The following is an 18,496-nucleotide window of genomic DNA, read 5'->3' as shown; positions in this document are numbered from 1 at the left end:
TCGAACGACATCCTTTAAAGCCGTCCAGAGAGGCGGAGAAGGGAGTCTGCATTCAGCATGCGAACTGTGCTGCAACCCGCGGACATCACGCGCGCGCTCACGCGCATCTCACACGAGATCCTCGAATCCAATCGTGGCCCTGAGCAGCTGGTGATCTTGGGGATTCCCACACGCGGGGTCTTCCTGGCGAACCGTGTTGGCGAGCTCATCACCTCGATCGCTGGAACCGCTGTTCCCACAGGATCCCTCGACGTCACGATGTACCGTGACGATCTCGACAGGCATCCGACTCGCGCACCGTCGCCCACGCACATTCCCGACAGCGGAATCGATGGGGCCACGGTCGTGCTGGTTGACGACGTTCTGTACTCCGGGCGGACGATCCGTGCCGCGCTCGACGCTCTGGGTGACATCGGTCGACCCCGTGCGGTCAGGCTCGCGACGCTCATCGACCGCGGCCATCGCGAACTGCCCATTCGTCCGGACTTCGTGGGCAAGAACCTGCCGTCGGCAGCGCACGAGCGCATCAACGTCCGCGTCGCTGAGCTCGACGGAGACGATGCCGTGACGATCGACGGGGGAGAGGCATGATGCGTCATCTCCTGAGCACTGCGGACCTCACGTCGCACGACGCCATCGGCATCCTCGACGTCGCGGAAGACATGGCCGAGACCCAGACGCGTGAGGTGAAGAAGCTACCCACACTGCGGGGAAAGACCGTGGTGAACCTCTTCTTCGAGGACTCCACACGCACACGGATCTCGTTCGAGGCCGCTGCCAAGCGGCTCTCCGCCGATGTGATCAACTTCAGTGCCAAGGGCTCCAGCGTGTCGAAGGGCGAAAGTCTCAAAGACACTGCCCAGACGCTCGAGGCGATGGGAGCGGATGCTGTCGTCATTCGCCACTCCGCATCAGGGGCTCCGCGCACTCTCGCTGCGAGCGGCTGGATCTCGGCGGGCGTCCTCAACGCGGGAGACGGCACGCACGAGCATCCGACTCAGGCTCTCTTGGATGCATTCACGATGCGGAAGCGCACACACGGAGGCGCGAGCCGCGGCCGTGACCTGACCGGTCTGCACGTCGCGATCGTCGGCGACATCCTTCACTCACGCGTCGTGCGTTCGAACATCTGGCTTCTCACAGCGCTCGGGGCGTCCGTGACAATCGTCGCCCCGCCGACGCTTGTCCCCGTCGACGTGGCCGCGTGGCCGGTCACCGTCTCCTACGACCTGGACGAGGTGCTTGCGAGCCGCCCGGACGTCATCATGCTTCTGCGCATCCAGGCGGAGCGCATGCACGACGCGTTCTTCCCCAACGAGCGCGAGTACTCGCGGCGCTGGGGACTGGACGATGCCAGGTTCCGCGCGCTTCCGGAGAGTACGATTGTGATGCACCCCGGACCCATGAATCGCGGCCTCGAGATCTCCACTCTGGCGGCGGACTCCGCGCAGTCAACCGTGAGGGAGCAGGTCGCGAACGGCGTGTCTGTGCGAATGGCCGCCCTTTATCTGCTGCTTTCCGGCGAACGAGAGGACCTTCTGTGACAACGACAATCCACATCGCCGGTGCTCGACTCTCTGACGGGCGGAGCGCAGACCTCCTCATCGAGGACGGCATCATCACCGAGGTCGGCAGCGTCACAGCACCGGCCGGGGCGGAGCGCATCGATGCTCAGGGGCTGCTCGCGATTCCCGGCCTGGTCGACCTGCACACGCACCTCCGCGAGCCAGGCTACGAGCACAGCGAGACCGTGCTCACCGGCACGCAGGCGGCCGCCGCGGGCGGGTTCACAGCGGTCTTCGCGATGGCGAACACGTCGCCCGTCGCGGACACTGCGGGAGTCGTGGAACAGGAGTTGGAGCTCGGACTGCGCTCCGGATACGCGACGGTCCAGCCCATCGGCGCCGTGACGATCGGCCTCAAGGGGACTCAGCTCGCGGAGCTCGGCGCGATGGCGTCATCGCGAGCTCGCGTGCGCGTCTTCTCCGACGACGGCTTCTGCGTCTCCGACCCGCTCCTCATGCGACGCGCGCTGGAGTATGTGAAGGCCTTCGACGGAGTCATCGCCCAGCACGCTCAGGATCCACGCCTGACCGAGGGCGCTCAGATGAACGAGGGCGTCCGGTCAGCGGAGCTCGGCCTCACCGGTTGGCCCGCGGTCGCTGAGGAGTCGATCATCGCGCGTGACGTCTTGCTCGCTGACCACGTCGGCTCTCGACTTCACGTGTGTCACGTGTCGACGGCCGGCAGCGTCGAAGTCATCCGCTGGGCGAAGGCGCGCGGCATCCCGGTCACGGCCGAGGTGACTCCCCACCATCTCCTGCTCACGGAAGACCTCGTCGCCGGCTATGACGCACGCTTCAAGGTCAATCCTCCGCTTCGCACATCGGAGGACGTCACGGCGTTGCGAGCAGCGCTCGCTGACGGCACGATCGACATCGTCGCGACCGATCACGCTCCGCATCCTGCCGAGAACAAGCAGTGCGAGTGGGACGCCGCTGCGAACGGAATGGTCGGTCTGGAGTCTGCCCTCCGCGTTGTCCACGACTCCGTCGTCTCGACCGGTCAGCTGGGCTGGGCAGACGTCGAGCGCGTACTGAGTCGCGTGCCAGCGCAGATCGGTCGTCTAGACGGCCAGGGGATGCCCCTCGAGCCGGGCGCTACCGCCAACATCGTGCTGTACGACGACTCGGCCAACACCGAATTCACGACGTCGTCGCTGCGCGGCAGAAGCGCGAACTCGCCTTACGTAGGCCGCACCCTCCCAGGGCGCGTGCACACGACCGTCCACCACGGGCGCATCACGCTCTCCGACGGCGAGCTCACCCCCGCGGAGAGCATCGCCGAGGGAGCCGCAGCGCGTGGATAAGCTCATTCCCGGACTCATCGTCGCGGCGATCATCGCCGTTCTGCTTGCGCTGATGTGGAACGCGTGGCGACGACGACGAACGGCGGATGCCGCTCACGCCGCCGAGCCCGTTCCCGGGTCGTACGCCCCGACACGCGAGTTCGACGTCCAGTACGTCGCAACCACGCGCGCCGGGCAGCCGCTGGAGAGACTCGCTCTTCCTGGACTCGGCTTCCGCGGGCCCGCCTCGCTGGGCGTCGCGTCGACCGGCATCCGTCTCGAGGTCCGTGGAGAGCGCGCCGCCTTCATTCCAGCGTCGGCGGTTCGCGACGTCGACACATCGCGCGTGGCGATCGACCGCGTCGTGGAGAGAGACGGACTCGTGCGCATCGGCTGGACCGTGCCAGACGGCACGGCGTGCGACAGCTACGTGCGACTCCGCGAACCTTCAGAACAGCCACGGGCCCTTGAGGCCCTCACAGCACTCAGAACGACAGATCAGGCCAGCACGGCCTCCGACAGTGAAAGCACAGCATGACACGCTCGACAGACTTCTCGGCGCAGCCACAGGCCGCTCTCGTCCTCGAAGATGGAACCCGCTACGTCGGCGACGCCTACGGCGCCACGGGCACGACTCTGGGGGAGGTGGTGTTCGCCACCGGGATGACCGGCTACCAGGAGACCATCACCGACCCGTCCTACGCCGGACAGATCGTACTCATGACGGCACCCCACATCGGCAACACCGGAGTGAACTCCGAGGACAAGGAGTCCGACCGCGTGTGGGTCGCCGGCTTCATCGTCCGCGACCCTTCTCGCGTCGTTTCGAACTACCGCGCCGAGGACAGCTTGGACGCCACTCTCACCGCGGACGGGATCATCGGCATCTCCGGCATTGACACCCGTGCGGTCACGCGTCGAATCCGTTCCGTCGGTGCGATGCGCGCCGGAATCTTCTCGGGGGAGCAGTTTGAGCTCTCCGACAGCGAGCAGCTCGAGCTGGTTCGGAACGCCGAGCCCATGTCCGGACGCAATCTCTCCGCAGACGTCTCGACAGCCGAACGCTACACGATGGATGCCGTCGGGGAACGCGTCGGCTCGGTCGCTGTCCTCGACCTCGGTGTGAAGGCATCCACACTCCGTTACCTCACCGAGCGCGGCTTCGACGTGCACGTCCTGCCTGAGAACATCAGCGCCGAGGACCTGCTGGCGCTGAAACCTGACGCGCTCTTCTACTCCAACGGCCCTGGAGATCCCGGCGCCTCTGACCGCCACGTCGAGATGCTCCGGACGGTGCTGCGCGAGGGAATGCCCTACTTCGGCATCTGCTTCGGGAACCAGCTTCTCGGGCGCGCCCTCGGATTCGGCACCTACAAGCTGCCGTTCGGCCACCGCGGGATCAACCAGCCGGTGCTCGACACGACCACGGGGCGCGTTGAGATCACAGCGCACAATCACGGCTTCGCCGTCGATGCGCCTATCGGCGAGGTGACGGACTCTCCCGAGGGCTTCGGGCGCGTCACCGTGAGCCACTACGACCTCAACGACAACGTGGTCGAAGGCCTCAACTGCCTCGACATCCCCGCGTTCAGCGTCCAGTACCACCCTGAGTCGGCGGCTGGGCCGCACGACGCCATGTACCTCTTCGACCGGTTCCGCGACCTCGTCATCGAGCGCAGCGCCGCCGCGTCCACCAACACTGCAGGAGAAGACAACTAATGCCGAAGCGCGACGATATCAACAGCGTTCTGGTCATCGGCTCCGGCCCGATCGTGATCGGTCAGGCCTGTGAGTTCGACTACTCCGGGACTCAGGCCTGCCGCGTCCTCCGTGCCGAGGGCATCCGGGTCATCCTCGTGAACTCCAATCCGGCCACGATCATGACCGACCCGGACTTCGCCGATGCGACGTACGTCGAGCCGATCACCTGGCAGGTGATCGAGACGATCATCGCGAAGGAGCGTCCCGACGCGATCCTGCCGACGCTCGGCGGTCAGACCGCGCTCAATGCCGCGGTGGAACTGCACGAGCACGGAATCCTCGAGAAGTACGACGTCGAGCTCATCGGGGCGAGCTTCGAGGCGATTCAGAAGGGTGAGGACCGTCTCGCGTTCAAGAACCTCGTGATCGAGTGCGGCGCTGATGTCGCGGCATCCAAGATCTGTCACACGATGGACGAGGTGCTGCAGGGCGCCGAAGAGCTCGGCTACCCGCTCGTCGTCCGTCCGAGCTTCACGATGGGCGGGCTCGGCTCCGGCTTCGCCTACGACGAAGAGGACCTGCGTCGCATCGCGGGGGCAGGACTGCACGACTCACCGACGCACGAGGTCCTCCTGGAGGAGTCGATCCTCGGGTGGAAGGAGTACGAGCTTGAATTGATGCGGGATGCCTCCGACAACTCGGTCGTCGTCTGCTCGATCGAGAACGTCGACCCCGTCGGCGTCCACACCGGTGACTCCGTGACTGTGGCGCCGGCACTCACGCTCACGGATCGCGAGTACCAGAACCTCCGCGACATCTCGATCGACATCATCCGCGCCGTCGGCGTCGACACGGGCGGCTGCAACATCCAGTTCGCGGTCGATCCGGCCACGGGCCGTGTGATCGTGATCGAGATGAACCCACGTGTCTCCCGCTCGAGTGCTCTCGCTTCCAAAGCGACCGGTTTCCCGATCGCCAAGATCGCAGCCAAGCTCGCTATCGGATATCGCCTCGATGAGATCCCAAACGACATCACGCGTGTGACGCCAGCGAGCTTCGAGCCGACGCTCGACTACGTGGTCGTCAAAGTGCCGCGGTTCGCATTCGAGAAGTTCCCCGCAGCCGACCCGACCCTCACCACCACTATGAAATCCGTGGGTGAGGCCATGGCGATCGGCCGCAACTTCACGACTGCGCTCCAGAAGGCGCTGCGCTCACTGGAGAAGCGCGGCTCCTCGTTCCACTGGGGCGACGAATCGCGCACGGTCGAGCAGCTCCTCGAGGAGATCGTCACCCCGACCGACGGCCGCATCGTGCTCATCCAGCAGGCGCTGCGCAAGGGCGCAACACCTGAACAGATCTTCGAGGCGACCAAGTTCGACCCCTGGTTCACGGATCAGATCGTGCTGATCAACGAGGTCGCCGATGCAATCGCCGCAGCGCCGATGCTCGATGGGGCGATCATGCGCCTGGCCAAGAACCACGGGTTCTCGGACGCTCAGATCGGGCAGCTTCGCGGCTTCGCCGAAGACCAGGTGCGCGAGGTTCGGCACCTGCTCGGCGTGCGTCCCGTGTACAAGACGGTCGACACGTGCGCGGGTGAGTTCCCCGCTCTCACGCCATACCACTACTCGAGCTACGACCAGGAGACGGAGGTCGAACCGAGCGATCGACGCAAGGTTGTGATCCTCGGCTCGGGCCCCAACCGCATCGGGCAGGGCGTCGAATTCGACTACTCGTGCGTCCACGCCTCGTTCGCGCTCCACGATGCTGGCTTCGAGACCATCATGATCAACTGCAACCCGGAGACGGTGTCGACCGACTACGACACGAGCGATCGCCTCTACTTCGAACCGCTCACGCTCGAAGACGTCCTCGAGGTCATCGATGCGGAGTCAACCTCCGGCGAGCTCGTCGGTGTTATTGTGCAGCTCGGTGGACAGACAGCGCTGAGTCTCGCGAAGGGTCTCAAGGCCAACGGCGTGCCCATCCTCGGCACGACGCCCGAAGCGATCGACTCGGCCGAGGAACGTGGCCAGTTCGCGGCAATCCTCGACGCCGCCGGTCTGCTTGCCCCCCGGAACGGCACGGCCATCGACCGTGACGGGGCCGTCGCCATCGCGGAGGAGATCGGATATCCCGTCCTTGTCCGCCCCAGCTTCGTGCTCGGCGGGCGCGGCATGGAGATCGTCTACGATCGTCAGGCACTCATCGACTACTTCGCGCGCATCGAGCACCAGGGGATCGTCGGCCCACAGCACCCGCTCCTCGTCGACCGCTTCCTGGACGACGCGATCGAGATCGATGTGGACGCCCTCTACGACGGAGAGAAGCTCTACATCGGCGGAATCATGGAGCACATCGAAGAGGCCGGCATCCACTCGGGTGACTCGAGCTGCACCCTGCCGCCGGTCACCCTCGGCACCACTCAGATCGATGCCGTCCGCGAGGCGACGCGCGCGATCGCTGAGGGAATCGGTGTGCGTGGTCTGTTGAACGTTCAGTTCGCCATCGGCCAGGGTGTTCTCTACGTGCTCGAGGCGAATCCGCGGGCCTCCAGAACGGTTCCGTTCGTCTCGAAGGCGCTCGGCATCCCGCTCGCCAAGGCCGCATCCCGCATCATGACCGGCTCGTCTATCGACTCACTGATCGACTCGGGGCTGATCCCAGAGAGCGATGGCTCGACGGTCGGCCTCGACTCGCCCGTCGCGGTGAAGGAGGCCGTACTTCCGTTCAAGCGCTTCCGCACCCACGACGGACGCATCGTGGATTCGATCCTCGGACCGGAGATGCGCTCGACCGGCGAGGTCATGGGCATCGACAAGGACTTCCCGACGGCATTCGCGAAGAGTCAGGATGCCGCATACGGAGGCCTGCCCCTGTCTGGAAGCGTCTTCGTCTCTGTGTCCGACCAGGACAAGCGCTCCGTCGTCCAGTCGGTGCTGCGTCTTCAGGAGCTCGGCTTCTCCATCCTCGCCACTGAAGGCACCGCTCGCGTCCTCACGCGATACGGGATCACCACGAAGACGGTCCGAAAGGTGAGCGAGGGCGGCGAGAGCATCGTCGACCTCATCGACCGCAACGAGGTCGACATCGTTGTGAACACACCCAGCGGAGGCTCGGCTCGCGCGGACGGCTACGAGATCCGCGCCGCCGCTGTGGCCGCTGACAAGCCGCTGTTCACGACCGTGGCGGAGCTCTCCGCAGCGGTTGCTTCGTTCACCGCGGTGCGCGAGGGGTTCCAGGTGACGAGCCTGCAGGAGTACCAGTCGGCACGAGAGCTCGTCTGATGCGCGAGCCCTTCGGGTCCCGCCTGGCCGAGGCCTTCGACGCCGGGCAGCGGCTCTGTCTCGGAATCGACCCCCATGCCCACCTCCTCTCGGAGTGGGGCGTGGGGGACACCGCGGAAGGGGCACGTGAATTCGGGCTGCGTGTCGTCGAAGCGGCATCCGATCATGTCGCCATCGTGAAACCGCAGATCGCGTTCTTCGAGCGCTTCGGTTCCGCGGGCTTCGCGGCTCTCGAGGAGGTCCTCGCCGCAGCGCGCGCTGCCGGACTGCTCGTGATCGGCGACGTCAAACGCGGCGAGATCGGCTCGAGCATGCACGGCTACGCCTCGGCCTGGCTCACCCCGGGATCTCCGCTCGAAGTCGATGCTATGACGCTCAACCCGTATCTCGGTGTCGGGGCTCTCCGGCCCGCTTTCGACGCCGCCGAGGAGCATGGGAAGGGTGCGTTCGTCCTCGCCGCGACATCCAACCCTGAGGCGGCCGCGCTCCAGCAGGCCGTCGTCTCCGAGTCTCAGTGCGTCGCGGCGCACGTCGTGGACGATGTCCGTGCACGGCCGAGCCGCGCCCAGAGGGTCTCGAGCTTCGGCGTCGTCATTGGCGCAACGCTCGATCTCGCTGATTTCGGGCTGCGAGCCGATGACGCGAACGACCTCATCACACCCGTTCTCGCACCGGGATTCGGCGCGCAGGGTGCGGACGCGAGTGACGCGCGCCAGATCTTCGGCAGCCTTGCTCCCGGTGTGATCGTGAGCGAATCGCGAAGTATCCTGTCTGTCGGGCCCCATGACATCGCACGTGTCGCTGCAGCTCGGGCCACGGAAGTGAGGAATATCTTTGTCTGAACCGTCCAGTCGTCGTCCTCCCGAGGTTGACCGCGTCGCCGCATCCCGTGCTGCTGTCGCGGCTCGTCGCGCCCGCGCCGCTGTAAAAGACGACGTCGCGAACGGACGCCGCTCTGCTCTCGATGTGCTCGAGGCCGGCTTCGACGACGTCGATGGCGTCGAAGGACGAATGCGTGTCACGGACCTGCTCATCAGCGTGCCCGCGATCGGAGTGACCAAGCTCGAGCGCATCCTGGATGAGCTGCGCATCTCCCGCGCAAAGCGCATCGGCGGACTCGGCGTCCACCAGCGCCGCCGCCTGCGCGAGTTCCTCGCCAAGCGGGAGTCGATCAACCGCTCGCGGAAGCGAAGTCGACTCGTCGTGCTCGCGGGGCCGACGGCCGTGGGCAAGGGAACGGTCGCCTCGTATATTCGCGACAACTACCCGGATGTACACCTGAGCGTCTCCGCCACGACGCGAGCGCCGCGCCCGGGTGAGGTCGAGGGCATCAACTACTATTTCGTCGATGACGATGAGTTCGACCGGATGGTTCAGGACGGCGAGCTGCTCGAGTACGCAACGGTCCACAACTCATACCGCTACGGCACTCCGCGCACTCCCATCGAGCGGGCGCTCGAAGAGGGGCGGAGCGTTCTCCTCGAAATCGATCTGCAGGGCGCACGCCAAGTGCGAGCACGGATGCCGGAGGCGACCCTGGTCTTCCTGCTGCCGCCCACATGGGACGAGCTCGTCCGACGCCTCGTGGGCCGGGGTACTGAGGATGCCCCCGAACGAGCCCGTCGACTCGAGACCGCGCAGGTCGAACTGGCCGCCCAGGACGAGTTCGATTACCGCGTCATCAACTCCACGGTCGCCGAAGCGGCGCGCGACGTCGTAGAATTGATCAAGACTCGCGGACGGGGACCTCGACGGAACACTCCGGAATCCGCACCCACCGCCGCCGACACCACACGAGGAGTGTGAGAATTCTCAATGGCTGACAAGCTCAAGGGGATCATCGATCCACCGATCGACGACCTGCTCTCAAAGGTCGACTCGAAGTACCAACTCGTCATCTTCGCGTCAAAGCGTGCGCGCCAGATCAACGACTACTACGCTGACCTTCACGAGGGCAGCCTGTTCGACAACGTCGGACCGCTCGTCGACTCGACCGTCGACGACAAGCCGCTCTCGGTCGCTCTGCACGAGATCAACGAGGAGAAGCTGGTTCTGCGCCCGCTCTCCGAGTGAGATCCGACCCGAATGTCGGTGGTCCAGCAGATGCTGAAACCACCGACATTTTTTTGCCCGAATCGACACCGTAGGAACCCTGAATGACCGAATTGCGACTGTTCACCTCCGAGTCCGTCACTGAGGGGCATCCTGACAAGATCTGCGATCAGATCTCCGACAGCATCCTCGATGCCCTCCTGGCGAAGGATCCGACGAGCCGCGTAGCCGTGGAGACCCTTGTCACGACGGGGCTGGTGCACGTCGCCGGTGAGGTCAGCACCGAAGCGTACGTGGAGATCCCGGCGATCGTCAGGAGTGTGATCCGCGATATCGGATATCGCTCGAGCGAAGCGGGCTTCGATGCGGACTCGTGCGGCGTCTCGGTCTCGATCGGAGCGCAATCGCCTGATATCGCTCAGGGCGTCGACGATGCCTTCGAAGCCCGCGAGGAGTCGTCCAACGACGCCTATGATCAGCAGGGCGCGGGTGATCAGGGCATCATGTTCGGGTACGCCACCGATGAGACTCCCGAGCTCATGCCGATGCCGATTTGGATCGCTCATCGTCTCTCAGAAAAACTCACTCAGGTTCGGAAGACCGGTGAGCTCGACTATCTGCGACCCGACGGCAAGACGCAGGTCACCGTCGGCTATGACGGGGCCGTCCCTCGCGCGGTCAAGACCATCGTGCTCTCGACACAGCACTCTGAGGCGGTCACGACCGAGCAGCTGCGCCGCGACGTCCACGATCGCGTCATCGCGCCGGTGCTCGCGACGCTCGACCTCGACACGTCGCAGTACGAATGCTTCATCAATCCGACGGGCACCTTCATCGTCGGCGGACCGAAGGGTGATGCCGGTCTGACCGGTCGCAAGGTGATCATCGACACGTACGGGGGCGCGGCACGACACGGAGGCGGCGCGTTCAGCGGCAAGGACCCGTCCAAGGTCGACCGCTCGGCAACGTACGCCATGCGCTGGGTCGCCAAGAACGCCGTCGCCGCGGGATTGGCTGAACGAATCGAGGTCCAGGTCGCGTACGCGATCGGAAAGGCATCGCCGGTCGGCCTGTATGTCGAGACCTTCGGCACGGGACGCGTGCCTGACGAGACGATCGTCAAAGCCATCCGTGAGGTGTTCGACCTCCGTCCCGGTGCGATCATCGATCAGCTGGATCTTCTTCGCCCGATCTACGCGAAGACCGCGGCCTACGGTCACTTCGGCCGCGAGCTTCCCGAGTTCACCTGGGAGAGGACAGACCGCGCCGACGCTCTTCGAGCCGCCGCCGGGCTCTGACTGTGTCCGCCCGCGTCGCCCGGGTGATGATCGACTCATCCGTCCCGGCACTCGATCGACTCTTCGACTACGCCGTCCCCGACGACATGGCGGAGCAGGTCGATGTCGGGTGCCGAGTGCGGGTTCCCCTTCGCTCCGGAGGGCGCATCGCCGACGGATTCGTCGTCGAGCTCGCTGAGGAGAGCGACTTCGAGGGACAGCTAAGCCCCATCGACTCACTCGTCTCGAGCATCCCTGTGCTGACCCAGGAGGTCTGGCAGCTTGCCCGAAGCGTCGCGGACCGCGCCGCCGGAAACGCGAGTGACGTCGTGCGTCTCGCCGTGCCGAAGCGGCATGTTCGAGTGGAGAAGGCGTGGCTCGAGTCCGAGGCGCCGACGGCGACGGTCGAGGCCGTCGCCGTCGCTGGCTACTCCGGGGCACCGAGTCTCGTCGATCCGGGGACTCGAAGCGCAGTCAGCTCGATCCCGCACCTCGACGAGACCGCTGACGGCACGACTGTCGCGGCATGGGCGAGAACGGCGGCTCAGCTGGCGACGGTCGTACTCTCGCGTGGGCGCAAGATCATCATCACGGTTCCCGACTACCGTGACCAGAATCAGGTGCTCGCCGCCGTCTCAGAGCACATTCCTGATGCCCTCGTGTCCCGGCTCGATGCACGACAGTCAGCGGCGCAACGGTATCGCGCATTTCTCGAGTGTCTGAGGCCCGGCCCTCGGGTGATCGTGGGAAATCGTTCAGCCGTCTATGCCCCCGCCCCCGACCTCGATGCGATCGTGGTGTGGGACGACGCCGATGAGCTGCACGCCGAACCACTCGCCCCATACGTGCACACGCGCGATGCCGCGCTCATCCGTCAGCAGCAGTCCGGATGCGCGCTCCTGTTCATGGGGCACACGCGCAGCGTGGAGTGCCAGCGACTCGTCGAGATCGGCTGGTTTGACGCGCGCGATCCCGATCGACAGCCGCGTCCGAAGGTGATTCTGACCGATCCCGACGCGGACGGCGGCGCGGCGAGGATTCCCTCGGCCGCGTGGAAGACCGCCCGACTGGCACTCGAGAATGGCCCCGTGCTGGTTCAGGTGGCGCGCCCCGGCTATGCACCGGTCGTCGCGTGCCGCCGGTGCCGGACAGGCGCCCGATGCCGCCGGTGCGGTGGCGCGCTCGGCATCCCCCGCCGAGATTCTCCGCCCCAGTGCGGCCTCTGCGGAGCCGTCGCCGCAAACTGGAGCTGCGACGAATGCGGCGACACCAACCTCAGGCTCGTGACTCGCGGGACCGGACGCACCACCGAAGAACTCGGCCGCGCTTTCCCCGGCGTTCCGGTCGTGGTATCTGACGGAGAGCGTCCGATCGAGCGGGTCTCGTCGAAGCCGTCGCTCGTCATCGCAACACGCGGAGCAGAGCCTGTTCCAGACGGCGGGTACCACGCGGTTCTGCTCTTGGACGGAGACAGGATGCTCGCGCGCGAAGCCCTGACGATCGCGATGGACTGCCTGAGGTGGTGGTCGAGCGCCGCATCGATGGCTGCGCGCGCAGCGCCGGTTGTGCTTGTCGGCGTCGGCGGACGTCTGGGGAACGCGTTCGCGTCATGGACTCCGGCCTCCTTTGCCGCGGAGGAGCTCGCCGACCGACGCGAGCTGAGGTTTCCGCCCGCGGTGAGGACGGTATCCGTGAGCGGCGATCTCGCCGCGGTCGATGCGACCGTGTCAGCGCTTGACCCCTCGTCGTATCTCGACGTGCTCGGGCCGAGCGAGCTCGAAGACGGCGGTGTACGGTCGATTGTGCGGTTCAGCTATTCGAAGGGTCCCGAGGTCGCTCGCACGCTTCGCGCGGAGCTGCTGCGCGTCGTCGCACAGCGTCGCCGCGCTCCCGCAGCGAAGGGCGGCTATCGCCCGCCGCCGAGACTTCGCATACGCTTCGACGAAACGGAGATAGTGACGTGAGAATCGTCTTTGCCGGAACCCCTTCCGTGGCCGTGGCCTCCCTCGACGCGCTCCACGCGAGCGGACACGAGATCTGCTGCGTCATCACGCGGGACGATGCGCCGCTCGGCCGCAAGCGCATTCTCACACCGTCGCCTGTCGCAGCGCGTGCGGTCGAACTGGGGCTCCCCGTCGTCAAGGCGAACCGGCTCGACGATGCCGTCACCGAACGCATCACGAAGTATGCACCGGATCTCGGAGTGATCGTCGCGTATGGAGGTCTGGTCCGTGAACCGCTGCTCTCCGTTCCCTCGCACGGATGGGTCAACCTGCACTTCTCCTCACTGCCGAGCTGGCGAGGCGCCGCTCCGGTGCAACGGGCTCTCATCGCCGGCGAAGACACGATCGGACTCGCCGTGTTCCAGCTGACTCCCGGGCTCGACGAGGGCGACGTCTGGTTGCAGAAGACGGTTCCCACGGGGCAGGATGCCACCGCGGGAGAGCTTCTCGCTGGCCTCGCGAGCACAGGAGCGCAGCTGCTTGTCGATTCCGTCAGAGGCCTCGCTGACGGGTCGCTGGCTCCGTCTCCGCAGAGCGGTGAGGCGAGCTACGCGCACAAACTCAGCATCGATGACGGCCACCTCGACCTCTCGCAGCCGGCTGAGACTCTCTACGCGCGCTTCCGTGGCGTCACCCCTGAGCCAGGTGCGTACGTGCTGATGGGGGAGCAGCGCTTCAAGATCCGTGAGGCGCGTCTGTCTCCCGGAGATGCGCCGCATCCCGCTCCCGGTCGGTTCGCGCTGCACGGCAAGACGCTTCTTCTCGGCGCGTCGGAGGGCTCACTCGCTCTGCTGCGCGTGCAGCCGGCAGGAAAGCCTGCGATGGCGGGGGCCGACTGGTGGCGCGGAGTTCAGGGGAAGGACGTGTCGGCACGATGAACAGCTCAGAGCGGCGTCCCGCCCCACGACGGCGAAAGCAGAGTCGCGGCTCGAACGTCGTGCAGCCAAGTCGTCTGACCGCCTTCGACGTGCTCCTCGCCGTTGCCGCAGACGAGGCGTACGCAAACATTCTGCTTCCTCACACGATCGCACGAGCGGAGCTCCGCTCAGAGGACGCACGCCTCGCGACGGAGCTCTGCTATGGCACCCTTCGGCGGCAAGGCTTCTACGATCGTGTGATCGAATCAGCCTCGCACCGCGCCACATCGCAGATCGATCCTCCGGCCCTCGCTGCGTTGCGGCTCGGGGCTCATCAGCTCCTCGGCATGCGGGTCGCTCCGCACGCCGCAGTGAGCGAGTCCGTGGCTCTCGCACGGCGATTCGCGAGCCAGTCCGCCGCCGGTTTCGTCAACGGCGTGCTGAGACGCATCTCCGCTGACGACAGCACAGTGTGGATCGCGCGGCTCTCTGACGGAGTGACCGATGAGACGGAGCTCCTCGCCATCGAGCATGCGCACCCCGCGTGGATCGTGCGAGCCTTCCGACGAGCCCTCGAGGCGGAGGGCCGCGGAGACGAGCTCACAGCCCTGCTCCAGGCCGACAACGACGCGCCGCGCGTCAACATGGTGGCGTTGCCGGGTATGGCCACAATTCCGGACGCCGCGACGAAGAACCGATATTCTCCGGTCGGCTTCCAACTGGGCGGGGGCGATCCCGATGCCGCCATCGGAGATGCCAAAGGCGCTCTGCGGGTGCAGGACGAAGGCTCTCAGCTCGCAGCGCTTGCGCTGAGTCGCGCCCGCGAGGTGACGCCCGGAGAGCAGTGGCTCGACATGTGTGCTGGCCCCGGCGGGAAGAGTGCTCTTCTCGCTGCGGAGGCACGGAGGTCGGGAGCGGTCCTGACCTCCAACGAAGTCGCGCCTGCACGGGCGGATCTCGTGAGACGAGCGCTGCATCCGTTCGGGACGGAGGCCATCGTGTGGACGGGCGATGGACGGCGCATCGGCGTCGAGCATCCTGGCTCTTTCGATCGCATTCTCGTCGATGCGCCGTGCACGGGTCTCGGTGCGCTGCGTCGTCGCCCCGAAGCACGCTGGCGCAAATCGCCGAAGGATGTCGCCGATCTCTCTGCGCTCCAAGCTGAGCTCCTCGACTCCGCGATTCAGGCTGCGGCCCCTGGCGCTCTCATCGCGTATGTGACGTGCTCTCCGCATCTGGGGGAGACCCGTGCCATCGTCTCGAAGGCTCTGCGGGTGCACTCCGATGTCCTTGAGTCCGTCGATACGCCGGCCGTGCTCCGTGACATCGCCGGTCCCATCGATCTCGGTGACGAGCAGGATGCCGGTGCCGGTGCGTTCCGGCACGTGCAGCTGTGGCCGCATCGACACGGAACCGACGCCATGTACATCATGCTGCTTCGCGTCGCTGACGGCACTCGTCGGTAGGATCGAGCCATGGCATCGCGCATCAATCCCAGCATCCTCGCCGCTGACTTCGTCAACCTCGAGAGCGAGCTGAACCGCATCGCTGACGCAGATCTGGTTCACGTCGACGTCATGGACAATCACTTCGTACCGAACCTCACGTTCGGGCGGCAGATGGTGCAGCGCATCCAGGACGTATCGCCGATTCCACTCGACGTGCACCTGATGATCGAGGATGCCGATCGCTGGGCGCCCTCCTACGCGGAGACCGGCGCGTTCTCGGTCACGTTCCATGCAGAGGCGGCCGCAGAGCCCGTCGCACTCGCCCGTCGGCTTCGCGAGATCGGAGCGCGTGCCGGAATCGCACTGAAGCCCGGAACCGATGCCGAGCCGTACCTCGACCTGCTGCCGGAGTTCGATCAGGTGCTCGTCATGACGGTGGAGCCAGGCTTCGGCGGTCAGAGCTTCATGCATGAGACCATGCCCAAGCTCGCGCGTGTCCGGCAGGCAGCAGATGCATCGGGGCTGGACCTCTGGCTTCAGGTCGACGGGGGCGTCACGCTCGACACCATCGGGATAGCTGCGGAGAACGGAGCGGACACCTTCGTGGCCGGCTCGAGCGTGTTCAAAGCGGGTGAGCCCGCCGAGCAGATCGCGCTGCTGCGGGAGCGCGCCGCAGCGCACGCACACTGAGTGTCAGCGCTCAGTCCCGAACCGGTAGGCTGGTCAGGTGAAGACTTTCGATGAGCTGTTCGCTGAGCTGAGCAACAAGGCCGAAACACGACCCGAGGGGTCGCGAACGGTTGCGGAGCTGGATGCCGGCGTCCATGCCATCGGCAAGAAGATCGTCGAAGAGGCCGCCGAGGTCTGGATGGCGTCTGAGCACGAGACCACCGACGCTGCGGCGGAGGAAATGTCGCAGCTTCTCTACCACGTGCAGGTCATGATGATCGCGAAGGGCCTCACGCTCGAGGACGTCTACCGACATCTGTGATGCGTCGCCGCTCCACGGCATCCATCATCACCGTCCCCTAGAACGAGAGCACGAACGAATGTTGCGTATCGCAGTGCCCAACAAGGGCTCGCTGGCCGAGACGGCCGCAGACATGCTGGGAGAGGCCGGCTACCTCACCCGAACCGATCCGAAAGCGCTTCACCTCATCGACGTTCGAAACGACGTCGAATTCTTCTACCTGAGGCCGCGAGACATCGCCACATACGTCGGCTCAGGCGCGCTCGACGTCGGCATCACCGGGCGTGATCTCCTCCTCGACTCCGGTTCTCCGGCGACAGAGGTCGCTCCGCTCGACTTCGCCGACTCCACCTTCCGTTTCGCCGGCCCCGCGGGCCGATTCTCCGATCTCCACGACCTCGAGGGGCTTCGGGTTGCGACCAGCTACACCGGGCTCGTCGGCGAGTTTCTGAAGCGCAACGGAGTCTCCGTCGAACTCGTCAAGCTCGATGGCGCTGTCGAGTCCGCGGTCGATCTCGGTGTTGCGGATGCCGTCGCCGACGTGGTCTCCACGGGAACGACACTGCGAAACGCCGGTCTTGAGATCTTCGGACCGGTCATTCTGGAGTCGACGGCGGTCGTGATCGCCGCACCGGAGCAGAAGCCGGGAACCGACGTGCTGCTCCGGCGTCTTCAGGGGGTGCTCGTCGCTCGTCGCTACGTGCTGATGGACTATGACCTCCCGATCTCCCTTCTGGAGAAGGCCACGTCGGTGGCGCACGGAATCGAGTCGCCGACGGTCTCACCGCTCAAGGATCCGGAATGGGTCGCTGTGCGTGTCATGGTGCCGAAGCGCGATATGAATCAGATCATGGATGCCCTCTACGGTCTCGGCGCGAGGGCGATCCTGGTCAGCGCAATCCACGCCGCACGGTTGTAGGGGAGGAGCGGATATGTCTGTTGCAGTGCGTGTCATCCCCTGCCTCGATGTCTCCGACGGTCGCGTCGTCAAGGGCGTCAATTTCAAGAATCTGCGCGATCAGGGCGACCCGGTCGAGCTTGCGGAGAGTTATTACGTCGGCGGCGCGGACGAGCTCACATTCCTCGACGTCTCTGCCACCGTCGAGGGCCGCGACACGATGTACGACGTCGTGCGCGCCACCGCGGAGAAGGTCTTCATCCCGCTGACGGTGGGCGGAGGCGTCCGCTCGGTCGACGATGTATCGAAGCTGCAGGCCCACGGCGCGGACAAGGTCGGCGTCAACAGTGCCGCCATCGCCCGCCCCGAGCTGATCGGTGAGATCGCGGATCGTTTCGGCGCACAGGTTCTCGTACTCTCACTTGACATCACGCGTTCGAGCAGCGCTCCCTCCGGTTTCATCGTCACGACACACGGCGGACGCAAGGCCACGGATCTCGATGCCGTGGCGTGGGCCCGCGAAGCCGTCGAACGCGGCGCGGGAGAGCTGCTGGTCAACTCAATTGACGCTGACGGAACGAAGAACGGCTTCGACCTCGAGCTCATTGCTCTCATGCGGGAGAACTGCGCGGTGCCGGTGATCGCCTCGGGCGGCGCGGGAGCACCGGAGCACTTTCCACCTGCCGTCGAGGCGGGCGCGGATGCGGTTCTCGCGGCGAGCGTGTTCCACTCCGGTCAGATGACGATCGGCGATGTCAAGACGGCGCTTCGCTCCGCCGGAGTCGAGACCCGATGAGCGACGTCGACACGGTCATCGCGCGCGCCCGCTTCGGCGAAGACGGTCTTCTGCCAGCGATCATCCAGCAGTGGGACACCCGAGAGGTTCTGATGCTCGGGTACATGGATGCCGAAGCGATGCGGCGCACGCTCACGTCCGGGCGGGTGACCTTCTGGTCTCGCTCGCGGAACGAATACTGGCGCAAGGGCGACACCTCCGGCCATGTGCAGTACGTGCGCGGCGCCGCACTCGACTGCGATGCTGACACGATTCTCGTCCAGGTGGAGCAGATCGGGGCGGCCTGCCACACCGGCACACGGACCTGCTTCGACGCGGACCAGCTCGATCCCGCCGTGGAGGAGGGACAGGCCTGA

Annotated in this window: 18 protein-coding genes; all 18 read left to right on the top strand. The window is 65.8% G+C overall.

The genetic code is table 11. The features are described from left to right. Positions 1 to 57 precede the first annotated feature (57 nt). The 18 genes from pyrR to hisI all read left to right on the top strand — a co-directional run bounded on the left by pyrR (position 58) and on the right by hisI (position 18,496). Entirely contained in the window at positions 58 to 591 is a 534-nt protein-coding gene (gene pyrR, locus ACSAGD_RS06645) for a bifunctional pyr operon transcriptional regulator/uracil phosphoribosyltransferase PyrR (RefSeq protein WP_437584926.1), read from the top strand. Beyond that, positions 591 to 1,544: an aspartate carbamoyltransferase catalytic subunit gene (locus ACSAGD_RS06640; protein WP_437585130.1), complete on the top strand. Its 954-nt coding sequence runs from the start codon at positions 591 to 593 to the stop codon at positions 1,542 to 1,544. Before pyrR ends, ACSAGD_RS06640 begins: the two co-directional genes overlap by 1 nt. Then, complete coding sequence (locus tag ACSAGD_RS06635; RefSeq protein WP_437584925.1) at positions 1,541 to 2,869, top strand: dihydroorotase; 1,329 nt, start codon at positions 1,541 to 1,543, stop codon at positions 2,867 to 2,869. The genes ACSAGD_RS06640 and ACSAGD_RS06635 overlap by 4 nt, the downstream gene beginning before the upstream one ends. Next, entirely contained in the window at positions 2,862 to 3,386 is a 525-nt protein-coding gene (locus ACSAGD_RS06630; RefSeq protein ID WP_437584924.1) for a PH-like domain-containing protein, read from the top strand. The genes ACSAGD_RS06635 and ACSAGD_RS06630 overlap by 8 nt, the downstream gene beginning before the upstream one ends. After that, complete coding sequence (carA, locus tag ACSAGD_RS06625; RefSeq protein WP_437584923.1) at positions 3,383 to 4,567, top strand: glutamine-hydrolyzing carbamoyl-phosphate synthase small subunit; 1,185 nt, start codon at positions 3,383 to 3,385, stop codon at positions 4,565 to 4,567. The genes ACSAGD_RS06630 and carA overlap by 4 nt, the downstream gene beginning before the upstream one ends. Continuing rightward, positions 4,567 to 7,839 (top strand): carbamoyl-phosphate synthase large subunit, encoded by a 3,273-nt coding sequence (carB, locus tag ACSAGD_RS06620; RefSeq protein WP_437584922.1) that lies wholly within the window; start codon positions 4,567 to 4,569, stop codon positions 7,837 to 7,839. Before carA ends, carB begins: the two co-directional genes overlap by 1 nt. Continuing rightward, positions 7,839 to 8,681 (top strand): orotidine-5'-phosphate decarboxylase, encoded by an 843-nt coding sequence (gene pyrF / locus ACSAGD_RS06615; protein WP_437584921.1) that lies wholly within the window; start codon positions 7,839 to 7,841, stop codon positions 8,679 to 8,681. Before carB ends, pyrF begins: the two co-directional genes overlap by 1 nt. Then, entirely contained in the window at positions 8,674 to 9,645 is a 972-nt protein-coding gene (gmk, locus tag ACSAGD_RS06610; protein WP_437584920.1) for a guanylate kinase, read from the top strand. The genes pyrF and gmk overlap by 8 nt, the downstream gene beginning before the upstream one ends. A gap of 9 nt (positions 9,646 to 9,654) precedes the next feature. Next, complete coding sequence (gene rpoZ, locus ACSAGD_RS06605) at positions 9,655 to 9,912, top strand: DNA-directed RNA polymerase subunit omega (RefSeq protein ID WP_437584919.1); 258 nt, start codon at positions 9,655 to 9,657, stop codon at positions 9,910 to 9,912. Between the two features lie 83 nt (positions 9,913 to 9,995). Then, positions 9,996 to 11,189: a methionine adenosyltransferase gene (metK, locus tag ACSAGD_RS06600; protein WP_437584918.1), complete on the top strand. Its 1,194-nt coding sequence runs from the start codon at positions 9,996 to 9,998 to the stop codon at positions 11,187 to 11,189. A gap of 2 nt (positions 11,190 to 11,191) precedes the next feature. Beyond that, the gene (locus ACSAGD_RS06595; RefSeq protein WP_437584917.1) at positions 11,192 to 13,132 is read left to right on the top strand and encodes a primosomal protein N'; all 1,941 of its coding nucleotides are present in this window, start codon (positions 11,192 to 11,194) and stop codon (positions 13,130 to 13,132) included. Next, positions 13,129 to 14,049, top strand: a complete 921-nt coding sequence (gene fmt, locus ACSAGD_RS06590) for a methionyl-tRNA formyltransferase (RefSeq protein ID WP_437584916.1) — start codon at positions 13,129 to 13,131, stop codon at positions 14,047 to 14,049. The genes ACSAGD_RS06595 and fmt overlap by 4 nt, the downstream gene beginning before the upstream one ends. Then, a complete protein-coding gene (locus tag ACSAGD_RS06585; RefSeq protein ID WP_437584915.1) occupies positions 14,046 to 15,494 on the top strand; it encodes an RsmB/NOP family class I SAM-dependent RNA methyltransferase in 1,449 nt (482 codons plus the stop codon). The genes fmt and ACSAGD_RS06585 overlap by 4 nt, the downstream gene beginning before the upstream one ends. A 9-nt stretch (positions 15,495 to 15,503) precedes the next feature. Further along, complete coding sequence (rpe, locus tag ACSAGD_RS06580) at positions 15,504 to 16,166, top strand: ribulose-phosphate 3-epimerase (protein ID WP_437584914.1); 663 nt, start codon at positions 15,504 to 15,506, stop codon at positions 16,164 to 16,166. A 37-nt stretch (positions 16,167 to 16,203) separates the two neighbouring features. Next, the gene (locus ACSAGD_RS06575; protein ID WP_437584913.1) at positions 16,204 to 16,467 is read left to right on the top strand and encodes a phosphoribosyl-ATP diphosphatase; all 264 of its coding nucleotides are present in this window, start codon (positions 16,204 to 16,206) and stop codon (positions 16,465 to 16,467) included. A 58-nt stretch (positions 16,468 to 16,525) separates the two neighbouring features. Next, positions 16,526 to 17,365: an ATP phosphoribosyltransferase gene (hisG, locus tag ACSAGD_RS06570; RefSeq protein ID WP_437584912.1), complete on the top strand. Its 840-nt coding sequence runs from the start codon at positions 16,526 to 16,528 to the stop codon at positions 17,363 to 17,365. 13 nt (positions 17,366 to 17,378) lie between these two features. Continuing rightward, a complete protein-coding gene (hisF, locus tag ACSAGD_RS06565) occupies positions 17,379 to 18,140 on the top strand; it encodes an imidazole glycerol phosphate synthase subunit HisF (RefSeq protein WP_437584911.1) in 762 nt (253 codons plus the stop codon). Next, on the top strand, positions 18,137 to 18,496 hold the full coding sequence (gene hisI / locus ACSAGD_RS06560; RefSeq protein WP_437584910.1) for a phosphoribosyl-AMP cyclohydrolase: 360 nt from the start codon (positions 18,137 to 18,139) through the stop codon (positions 18,494 to 18,496). The genes hisF and hisI overlap by 4 nt, the downstream gene beginning before the upstream one ends.

Source organism: Paramicrobacterium salitolerans, from assembly GCF_051513965.1.
In the GTDB taxonomy this organism is placed as follows: Bacteria; Actinomycetota; Actinomycetes; order Actinomycetales; family Microbacteriaceae; genus Paramicrobacterium.
This window is presented reverse-complemented; position numbering and strand designations above follow the sequence as displayed.